Genomic DNA, 10,117 nt, shown 5'->3' on the forward strand with positions numbered 1-10,117 from the left:
CCCCCTGAATTCTGCTGCCCCTGAACCGCAGCCGCTCCTGAACCGCAGCGGCTCCCGGCGCTGCCCACGGCGCTACACCGTGGGCAGCCAGCCCACCTTCCCCGCCAGCAGCGCGTACCCCACGAACGCCCCGATGTCGAGCAGCGCGTATGCCGCCACCAGCGGACCCACCCGCCCCCACCGCCGGTAGAGCAGCACGAACACCACGCCCATCACCATGTTGCCCAGGAAGCCGCCGACCCCCTGGTACAGGTGGTACGAGCCGCGCAGCACCGAGCTGCCGACCAGCGCCGCCATCGGTGTCCACCCGAGCTGCCCGAGCCGGCGCAGCAGATATCCGACGACGATGACCTCCTCCAGTACGGCGTTCTGCACCGCGGAGAGGATCAGCACCGGGAACTTCCACCACACCTCGGGCAGCGACTCCGGCACGACCGTGAGATTGAATCCGGCCGCCTGCACCGCCAGGTAGAAGGCCAGCCCCGTGCTGCCGATCCCCGCCGCCACCAGCGCGCCGCGCCCCAGGTCCGACCAGGGCCGACGGCCGTCGAAGCCGATGGCGCGCAGCCCGCTGCCCTCCCGGATCAGGAGATGCGCGACCAGCGCGACCGGCACCAGGGCGGTCGTGATCCCGAAGAGCTGCCAGGCCAGATCGAGCCAGGGCCGCCCCGGCGCCGCCGACGAGTTGAGCGAAGCCGCCTGGTCACTGAGCGCCCCCGGCTTTGTCAGCGAACCGACAAAGCTGATCAGCGCCGACACCCCGCTCGCGCCCAGCGAAAGAGCCAGTACGAGCACCGTCTCGGACCGCAGGGTCCGCCGTGAGGCAGCCCCCTCCGGAGCCTCCTCGGGGTAAGAACCGGCCACCCGTCCCGCCTCCGAATGCACGCCCGCCTCCAGTTGACTATTCCCGTCCCATGCCGTGCGCGGTGCCGCTAGGGTCTCGAATGCAGGTACGAAGATCGCGTACGACAGGCCGGGGACCATGGGACGTCACAGCTTGCCCCACAAGCCCTCAAGGAGCGCGGGCAGGGCCGGTTCGCCGCGCCGCCGCCGCGTGGCCATCGCCGTCTCGATCGTCCTCGCCGTGACGGCGGGGGCGGGGGTCGCGGTGGGCAGCGGGCTTCTCTCGTTCGGTGGTCCGTGCGACCCCGCTCCGGTACGGGTGGACCTGGTGGCCTCGCTCGACATCGCCCCCGCCCTGCGTGCCGTGGCTGACCGGGCCCGCCGGGACCGCGTCACCTCCGACGGCCGCTGTCTCGATGTACGGGTCGAGGCCCGCGAGAACGACAAGGTCGCGGACATGCTCGCCGCCGGCACCACCACCCCCGACTTCCAGATCTGGGTGCCCGACTCGGGAGTCTGGGTGGACCGCGCCGAGGGGGCGGGGCGCGACGGCGTCCCGCTGACCCCGGCGGGCAATGTGGCCCTCTCGCCGGTGGCACTGGCCACGGTGCCGGAGTCCGCCCGGGCCCTGGGCTGGCCCGGGAAGACCTATACCTGGGCCGGGCTCGCCGCCCTGGCGACCGGCAAGGACCGCCTGCTCCTGGGCGCGGCCGATCCGGCCCGCAGCGCCACCGGTCTGCTCGCGCTGAGCAGCATCTCGGAGTCCTCGCGGCGGGAGGCGCCGAAGGACACCACACTGACAGCCGCCACCGCCGAGCTGCTCACCCGCCGTGTCTCCGGCACCGACACCGAGGCGCTCCGGACCCTGACGGCGGGCGGCCCGGGCACGGACGACGCCAATGAGGCGGTGCTGCTCTCCGAGCAGGCCGCGTACGCCCACAACGCGGCGGGCACCGGCTCGGCCGGCCTCAGCCTCTTCTACCCGACGGACGGCGCGCCCGCGCTCGACTACCCGTACAACCTCGTCGACGTCACTCGCCTCACCACCGACCAGAGCCGCGCCGCCATGCGCTTCATGCTGCTGCTCGGCGAGAAGCCCGCGTACCGCACCCTGGAGCAGCACGGCTTCCGGGTGGCGGACCTGCCGGTGGCGCCCACGCTGGTCGGCACGGCGGGCGGCCGCTCCCCGCAGCCGTACGAGGAGCGCGACGCGGACTCGCCGTCGTCCGAGGCGGTCCAGCAGGCCCTCGGGCTGTGGACGGTGACGGTGCAGAGTGCCCGGCTGACCACGGTCGTGGACGCCTCGGCCTCGATGACCGCGCCCGTACCGGGACGGAACGGGCAGAGCAGAATGGACATCACCAAGGCCTCGCTTCTCCGGGCGCTCAACACCTTCACGCCCGAGGACGAGATCGGGCTGTGGGAGTTCAGCACCCGGCTCGACGGCGCCAAGGACTACCGCAAGCTGCAGGAGACGGTCCGGCTCGGCGACCCGGTGAAGGGCGGTGGCACGCACCGCGAGCGGCTGTCCGGCGCCATCTCGGCGCTCAAGCCCATCCCCGACGGCGACACCGGGCTGTACGACACGGCGCTGGCCGCCTACCGGGAGGCCCAAGCCGGGTACGTACGCGGCAAGTTCAACGCGGTCATCCTGCTCACGGACGGCTCGAACCAGGACGACGACGGCATTTCCCGCGCCGAACTCATCGAGCGGCTCAAGGAACTCGTGGATCCCGCGCGCCCGGTGTCCCTGGTCGCGATCGCCGTGGGGCCGGACGCGGACCGACGCGAGGTCGACCAGATCGCCGAGGCGACCGAGGGGGCGGGGTACGAGGTGAGCGACCCCGCCGACATCCAGGCCGTGATCCTTCGGGCGATCATGGCGGTCGGCCATACGCACGAATCGTAAGCCCGACCCGGCCCGAGCCGACCGGCCCGCCGGCCCGTTCCCTCGTCCGCCCCTTCAGCTCCCGGTCCCGGTCCCGTCCCTCGACGACAGCGTGGGCAGGCCCAGCGGCCAGGTGTGCACCGGGTCCCCCCGGTGCATCAGCTCGGCGTACCGCCGCGTCGTGGCCGCCAGCGCCGCATCCCGCTCCAGACCGGCCTCCAGCGCCCGGTGGAAGGTGTCCACCTGCCAGGACGCCCCGTTCATCCGCCGCTGGCACCGCCCCTCGATCACACCGAGATAGAAGTCCCGGTCGGCCGGCTCGACCTGCCACGCGTCGAGCCCGGCCGCGGCGAGCGGCAGCAGTTCGTCCCGTACGAGCTTGACCACCGGCACCGTGGTGATTCCGGCGGCCCGCCCCGGGCGCGGCCAGCGCAGTTCGGCGTCGATGCCATGGCGGCAGGCGGTGTCGAAGTTCGCCGCGGCCTCGGCGAAGGGCAGCCGGCTCCACACCGGCCGGGCGTCCTCGGCCAGCGCGCGCACCAGTCCGTAGTAGAAGGCGGCGTTGGCGATCACATCGGTGACGGTGGGGCCCGCGGGCAGCACCCGGTTCTCCACCCGCAGATGCGGTACACCGCCGGCCACTTCGTACACCGGGCGGTTCCAGCGGTAGACCGTGCCGTTGTGCAGCGCCAGTTCCTGGAGTTCCGGCACGCCTCCCTCGTCGAGCACCCGCAGCGGGTCCTCGTCGTCGCAGATCGGCAGCAGGGGCGGGAAATAGCGCAGATTCTCGTCGAACAGGTCGTACGCGGACTCGATCCACCGCTCGCCGAACCAGGTCCTGGGGCGTACCCCCTGCGCCTTCAGCTCCGGCGGCCTGGTGTCGGTGGCCTGTTCGAACAGCGGCGGTCTGGACTCCCGCCACAGCTCCCTGCCGAACAGGAACGGCGCGTTGGCACCAAGTGCCACCTGCACCGACGCCATCGCCTGGGCCGCGTTCCACACATCCGCGAACCGGTCGGGCGTGACTTGGAGATGCAACTGTACGGAGGTGCAGGCGGCTTCGGGGGTGATGGACGCCGAGGTGCAGGTGAGCCGCTCGACCCCCTCGATGTCCAGGGTGAAGTCCTCGCCCCTGGCCGCCGTCATCTGATCGTTGAGCAGGGTGTAACGGTGGACGTCCGAGAGATTGTCGGGGACCACGTCATGCCGTCCGAGAGTCGGCAGAATACCGATCATCATGATTCCCGCATCGACCTCGCACGCTTTCCTGTGGGCATATCCGAGACCCGCGCGCAGTTCCTCCGCAAGCTGATCGAGAACGCGTCCGCTCAGCCGGTGCGGAGCCACATTCACTTCCAGGTTGAACATTCCGAGTTCGGTCTGGAAATCACGGCTCGCGATACGCCTGAGCACCTCCGCATTCATCATGCGGGGCATGCCGTCCGAGCCGACGAGATTCAGCTCGATCTCTAGACCCATCAGATTCTTGGGCCGGTCGAACCTCTCCTCGGCCAGGAGCCGCCCCAGCACCGCCAGGCACTGTTGCAGCTTCCTGCGGTATTTCCGCCGATCGGACAGCTCGGACCCGTCCGCCTCGACCTTCTCCCCCATCGAAGTGTCCCTCCTCGAGTGGGCAGCCCGCAGCGTCGGCCGCTCGCGTCACGATCGATAATGCCCACACTGGGTGATCCGTAACGTCCCCGTGGTCGCCCGGTCGGGGGTAGAGTGTCCACAACGGTCGTACGGCACATTCCTTTGGCATGGCGGCGGGTTCCGTTTCCGCCGTCCGATGACCCCTGGGAAACAACGGCGAGTTTCAGCCGACCCGTCCGGACGGACAAGCCCAGGCCAGACGCCTGCCTTCACCGTTTATCAACAGAAAGTCCGCGGAAGACGGACCGGAATATGCCTTGCGGGCAATATCCGCGAGAGCTAGCAGAAACATGCCGTGAACACACGTCGTATAAACTGCGCCCACGAGGCAGAGAGTCGGCGTCCGGTCGTTCCACGACCCTGGGCCGGCCTCTGACCAGATGCTGACAGTGACGTCGGCACTCGCCCGCGCTCCACCTCACGCATCACCCTGTCTCCAGAAGAGAGAGGCAACCCACCATGCCGCTGCATGTTCCCCCGGCTCCCGCGCCCGCGCTGCGCAGCGTTCTCGCGGCACTCGGTTCCCCTACCGCCGTGCGCGATGCCCGCACCCCCGCTCTGCAGTCCGTCCAGGGACCGCTGAGCCCCGAACTGCCGCTTCCCGTCCATGTGCTCAGTCATGTCACCCCGGCAAGCCTGACCGGTACCGCCGAGGCACGCACACCACAGACCAGGCTGGTCGGCTGGCGGTTCCTGATCCACAGCGGCGACCGTGCCGTGGCCGCCGCCGACACCATGCTCACCGCGGACGGCTGGGCCTTCTCGCGCTTCTTCGAAGGCCCGTACATCACCGCCACGGAGCGTGCGCTCCGCCAGGCGGAGACCCTGGGCACCGACTTCCAGCCGCGGCTGCTGTCGGTTCCCGAGCTGTACATGCTCACGCTGTGGCTGCACGGGGACACGGAGGCCGACGCCTCCACGGGGGCGCCCGCGCCCGCCGACATCCTGGTGCCGCTCGCACCCGCGCCGCCGGGCTTCGCGGCCCACCGTCCGCACCGGGTGGCCGAGTTGCTGCCCATGATCGGACTGCGGCTCGCTCCCGCGCCGCTGCTGAGCACGACGGCCTGAAGCGCCTCCGGCGGTTCGGGTCTTTCACTGTCGCGTCTTCTTCCGTACCCCCTCCGTGCCCCGCGGCCACTCAGGCCGCGGGGCACCCTTTTGCCCATGCGGAGTAGTCCTCTCAGGTCACCCTGAACCACCCGAAAGGACAGTCCAGTTGAACTGAACCGTCCGGGCGGGTGACACGTCCTTAAGCAAAAGGAAGAGCTGCCGCGAAATCCCTGCGGATTACCATCCGTAGGGCAACACTAGGACTGGACCAAACAGATACGGGGGGCGGCCTTGACCACATCGAGCCGCAGGACTCTCACCACGACACAGCGAAAGAACTCGCCCATGTGCCAGCATCAACCAGCCTGCCCGACAGCCGACTCCGCCGCCCGCGACGCCGCACGACTGATGGCACACCACCCGGAGCAGGGCTGGAGTCTGCTGTGCAATGGCGTCCTGCTCTTCGAGGACACCGGTGAACTGCTGCCGGACGGAAAGATCATCGACCCGCACCGCCCGCTGGGCACCGACCAGGTGGTGACGGCGGCCTGATGCCGTCGGCGGTCCCGGGGACCGCCGGAACTGACAGGGGCCGGCCCGGAGAGCTTCCTCCGCACCGGCCCCGACGCGTGCCGTGCCCTGCCGCCCGGCAGTGACCGAGTGACCGTACGAGTCCGTCAGTGGTCGTACGAGTCCAACGGCGGGCAGGAGCAGACCAGATTGCGGTCGCCGTACGCACCGTCGATACGGCGGACCGGCGGCCAGTACTTGTCAGCCGCCGACACCCCCGCCGGGAAGACCGCCTCGGAGCGGCTGTACGGGTGCTCCCACTCGCCGCCCAGCGCGGCGGCCGTGTGCGGAGCGTTGTGCAGCGGATTGTCGTCCGCGGGCCACTCGCCCGACGCGACCCGCTCGATCTCCTGACGGATGGCGATCATCGCCTCGCAGAAGCGGTCGATCTCGTTCAGGTCCTCGCTCTCGGTGGGCTCGATCATCAGCGTGCCGGCCACCGGGAACGACATCGTCGGCGCGTGGAAGCCGTAGTCGATCAGACGCTTGGCGATGTCGTCGACACTCACCCCGGTCGCCTTGGACAGCGGCCTCAGATCCACGATGCACTCGTGCGCCACCAGCCCGTTGGGCCCCGTGTAGAGCACCGGGTAGTGCGGCTCAAGACGCTTGGCGATGTAGTTGGCGGCGAGCACGGCGACCTGGGTCGCGCGCTTCAGCCCCTCGCCACCCATCAGCCGTACGTACGCCCAGGAAATCGGCAGGATGCCGGCCGAGCCCCACGGCGCCGCCGAGATCGGCCCGACGCCCGTCGCGGGTCCCGCCGCGGGCTGGAGCGGGTGGTTGGGCAGATACGGGGCGAGGTGCGCCCGTACCCCGACGGGACCGACGCCCGGACCGCCGCCGCCGTGCGGGATGCAGAAGGTCTTGTGCAGATTGAGATGGGACACGTCCGAGCCGAACCGGCCCGGCTTGGCCAGCCCCACCAGCGCGTTGAGGTTCGCGCCGTCGACGTACACCTGGCCGCCCGCGTCGTGAACGACCGCGCAGATGTCGCCGATGTGCTCCTCGAACACCCCGTGCGTGGACGGGTAGGTGACCATCAGCACGGCCAGTTCGGGGCCGTACTGCGCGATCTTGGCACGCAGGTCATCGACATCGACGTCGCCGTCCTCGCGGGTCTTGACGACAACGACCTTCATCCCGGCCATCACCGCGCTCGCCGCGTTCGTGCCGTGCGCGGAGGACGGGATCAGACAGACGGTACGGTCCGTGTCACCATTGGCCCGGTGGTACGCCCGTACGGCCAGCAGTCCGGCCAGCTCGCCCTGCGAACCGGCGTTGGGCTGGAGGGACACCGCGTCATAGCCGGTGACCTCGGCGAGCCGCTCCTCCAGCTCCCTGATCAGGGTGAGATAGCCCTGCGCCTGCTCGGCCGGCGCGAAGGGATGCAGCGCCCCGAACTCGGGCCAGGTGACCGGCTCCATCTCGGTGGTCGCGTTGAGCTTCATGGTGCAGGAGCCGAGCGGGATCATGCCGCGGTCCAGCGCGTAGTCGCGGTCGGCGAGCCGGCGCAGATAGCGCAGCATCGCCGTCTCCGAGCGGTGCTGGTGGAAGACCGGGTGCGTCAGGTAGTCGTCGGTGCGCAGCAGCGCCCCGGGCAGGGCGTCGTCGGTCGCCTCGTCCAGTGCGTCGAGATCGCCCGTGACACCGAAGGCGGTCCATACGGCGGTCACCTGGGCACGGCCGGTGGTCTCGTCGCAGGCGACGGAGACGGTGTCCGCGTCGACGAGACGCAGATTGACGCCGTTCTCACGGGCGGCGGCGACCACCTCGGCGGCCTGTCCCGGCACCCGGACGGTCAGGGTGTCGAAGTACGCGCCGTGCACGGGCTCCACCCCGCCCGCGCGCAGCCCGGCGGCCAGGATCGCCGCGTACCGGTGGGTGCGCTGGGCGATCCCGCGCAGTCCCTCCGGGCCGTGGTAGACCGCGTACATCCCCGCCATCACGGCGAGCAGCACCTGAGCGGTGCAGATGTTGCTGGTGGCCTTCTCGCGGCGGATGTGCTGCTCGCGGGTCTGGAGCGCCAGCCGGTACGCCTTGTTCCCGTCGGCGTCCACGGAGACCCCGACGAGCCGGCCCGGCAGGCTGCGTGCGAACTTCTCCCGTACGGCCATGAACCCGGCGTGCGGCCCGCCGAAGCCCATCGGCACCCCGAAGCGCTGGCTGGTGCCGACCGCGATGTCCGCGCCCAGCTCGCCGGGCGAGGTGAGAAGGGTCAGCGCGAGCAGATCGGCGGCGACGGTCACGATCGCGCCGAGGCCGTGCGCCTGCTCGATCACGGGCCTGATGTCCCGTACGGCACCGGAGGCGCCCGGGTACTGGAGCAGCACCCCGAAGACCCCGCGCTCGGCGATCCCGTCCGGTATGCCCTCGCTCAGATCGGCGACCACCACATCGACACCGGTCGGCTCCGCGCGGGTCTCGATCACGGCGATGGTCTGCGGCAGCGCGTCGGCGTCCACCAGGAAGACCCCGCCCTTGACCTTGCCGACCCGGCGGGAGAGCGCCATCGCCTCGGCGGCGGCGGTGCCCTCGTCGAGCAGGGAGGCGCCCGAGGTTGGCAGGCCGGTCAGGTCGGCCACGACGGTCTGGAAGTTGAGCAGCGCTTCGAGGCGCCCCTGGGAGATCTCCGGCTGGTACGGCGTGTACGCGGTGTACCAGGCCGGGTTCTCCATGACATTGCGCAGGATCACCGGCGGGGTGAACGTGCCGTAGTAGCCGAGGCCGATCATCGGCGCCAGCACCTGGTTGCGCGAGGCGAGGGACCGCAGCTCGGCCAGGACCTCGGCCTCGGTGCGTGCGCCGGGCAGATCCAGCGCCTCCGCGCTCCTGATCGCCTCGGGCACCGCGGCGGCGGTCAGCTCGTCGAGCGACCCGTAGCCGACCTGCGCCAGCATCTTCGCCTGTGCCCCCGTGTCGGGCCCGATGTGGCGCTGCTCGAAGGGGGTGCCGCGCTCCAACTGGGCGAGGGGTATGCGGTGGGCGGTCATTGGGAGGCCTCCTGGTCTGACACGACCTGCGAGGGCACCACGGCACGGGTGCCCGGACGGCCTCCCCCTCTGTCATCTCAACCTGAGAGCTTCACCGGTCCGTCCGAGACGGGCCGGCTTTCACCGTCGGTGAGAGCGGATGCCGTCCGACGCCCGCCCTGCTTTCCAGAGTGACCTCGTCCGCGCGGTACGGGGGCCTGAGAGATTCCGGGGAGGATTTGCTCCTTCGGCGCCTCCGGACTTCTCTCCGGAGGACTCTCCCGCACGGGGTCAGCAGCCGTTGTCAGAGTACCAGCGAGGACTTGAGCGTGACGTTCGAGTGGCCGACACCCCGGATCTGCATTTTTGTAGTGATACGAGCATGTGCGACCCGTTGGAGGGACCGTGGAGACTGATATCGATCCGCGCAGCCTGATAGGCCGCAAGGCGTTCGACCGTAACGGCCACCGGCTCGGCACGGTGGACGAGGTGTATCTCGACGACGCCACCGGAATCCCGGAGTGGGCCGCGGTCCGCACCGGGCTGTTCAGCCGTGATGCCTTTGTCCCGCTCGCCCCCAGCACCCTGGTGAACGACGCGCTCCAGGTCCCCTTCGAGCGCGCGCTGATCAAGGACGCCCCCGATTTCGGCGTCGGCCGCCATCTCTCGCCGGAGCAGGAGCTCCAGCTCTACCACCACTACGGCATCACCCTGCCCGATCCGGAGCCCGAGCCGCCGGAAGGGTCCGCCTCCCTGTCCGACCGGGACGCCGAACGCGACTTCGGCCGGCTGGCGGGCCAGGACGACTGACCGGGGTCCGCCTCCGGCCCGGGCACCAGGGGCAGCGGCTCGGAGAGCGTCAGATCGGGGTCGTCGACCCAGAAGGTCCGCACCCGCCCCGGCGCGGACCCGGGCTCCTCGAACCGTACGGTCACCCGCCGCAGCCCGCTGCCCTGCACCCAGCCCGCCCCGTACTCGGTGTGCCGCACATCGTGTCCCGCCGGGAAGCGCCGCTCGGCGGGCGCCTCCGGCCCCTGGGGGCTCCCGGCGGGCAGCGCCGGTGCGGGCTCGGGCTCAGGCGCGGCGGGTGCCGGTACGGGACGGTCGGCCGCGGCCTGCGCGAACAGGTCCTCCTGCGTGA

7 protein-coding genes, 1 pseudogene and 1 riboswitch are annotated in these 10,117 nt (G+C 70.6%); of the genes and pseudogenes, 4 read left to right on the forward strand and 4 right to left on the reverse strand.

Going from position 1 to position 10,117, the window contains the following annotated elements:
- Positions 1 to 72: 72 nt before the first annotated feature.
- Positions 73 to 885: a CPBP family intramembrane glutamic endopeptidase gene (locus WH07_RS33440; RefSeq protein WP_046508505.1), complete on the reverse strand. Its 813-nt coding sequence runs from the start codon at positions 883 to 885 to the stop codon at positions 73 to 75.
- 97 nt (positions 886 to 982) lie between these two features.
- Here WH07_RS33440 and WH07_RS33445 point away from each other — a divergent pair, with 97 nt between their 5' ends.
- Entirely contained in the window at positions 983 to 2,752 is a 1,770-nt protein-coding gene (locus tag WH07_RS33445; protein WP_046508507.1) for a substrate-binding domain-containing protein, read from the forward strand.
- Positions 2,753 to 2,806: 54 nt separating this feature from the next.
- Here WH07_RS33445 and WH07_RS33450 read toward each other — a convergent pair whose 3' ends face one another.
- Positions 2,807 to 4,342, reverse strand: coding sequence for a glutamate--cysteine ligase (locus WH07_RS33450; protein ID WP_046508509.1), 1,536 nt, complete (start codon positions 4,340 to 4,342; stop codon positions 2,807 to 2,809).
- Between the two features lie 501 nt (positions 4,343 to 4,843).
- Between WH07_RS33450 and WH07_RS33455 the strand changes: the two genes are divergently transcribed.
- Together WH07_RS33455 and WH07_RS33460 are read left to right on the forward strand one after the other, a co-directional pair.
- Positions 4,844 to 5,452 (forward strand): hypothetical protein, encoded by a 609-nt coding sequence (locus WH07_RS33455; RefSeq protein WP_046508511.1) that lies wholly within the window; start codon positions 4,844 to 4,846, stop codon positions 5,450 to 5,452.
- A gap of 327 nt (positions 5,453 to 5,779) precedes the next feature.
- The gene (locus WH07_RS33460) at positions 5,780 to 5,986 is read left to right on the forward strand and encodes a DUF5999 family protein (protein ID WP_046508513.1); all 207 of its coding nucleotides are present in this window, start codon (positions 5,780 to 5,782) and stop codon (positions 5,984 to 5,986) included.
- Positions 5,987 to 6,111: 125 nt separating this feature from the next.
- Here the strand turns inward: WH07_RS33460 and gcvP are convergent, their stop codons facing one another.
- Complete coding sequence (gene gcvP, locus WH07_RS33465; protein ID WP_046508514.1) at positions 6,112 to 8,997, reverse strand: aminomethyl-transferring glycine dehydrogenase; 2,886 nt, start codon at positions 8,995 to 8,997, stop codon at positions 6,112 to 6,114.
- A 175-nt stretch (positions 8,998 to 9,172) separates the two neighbouring features.
- Positions 9,173 to 9,270, reverse strand: a riboswitch (glycine riboswitch).
- Between the two features lie 111 nt (positions 9,271 to 9,381).
- Between gcvP and WH07_RS33470 the strand changes: the two genes are divergently transcribed.
- On the forward strand, positions 9,382 to 9,786 hold the full coding sequence (locus WH07_RS33470; protein WP_046508516.1) for a PRC-barrel domain-containing protein: 405 nt from the start codon (positions 9,382 to 9,384) through the stop codon (positions 9,784 to 9,786).
- On the opposite strand, the pseudogene WH07_RS40595 reads toward WH07_RS33470, so the two are convergent.
- A pseudogene (locus WH07_RS40595) lies at positions 9,675 to 10,117 on the reverse strand (DNA polymerase IV); the annotation flags it as partial. The gene WH07_RS33470 and the pseudogene WH07_RS40595 sit on opposite strands and share 112 nt — an antisense overlap.

The sequence above is a fragment of the Streptomyces odonnellii genome (assembly GCF_000981895.1).
Taxonomy (GTDB): Bacteria; Actinomycetota; Actinomycetes; order Streptomycetales; family Streptomycetaceae; genus Streptomyces; species Streptomyces odonnellii.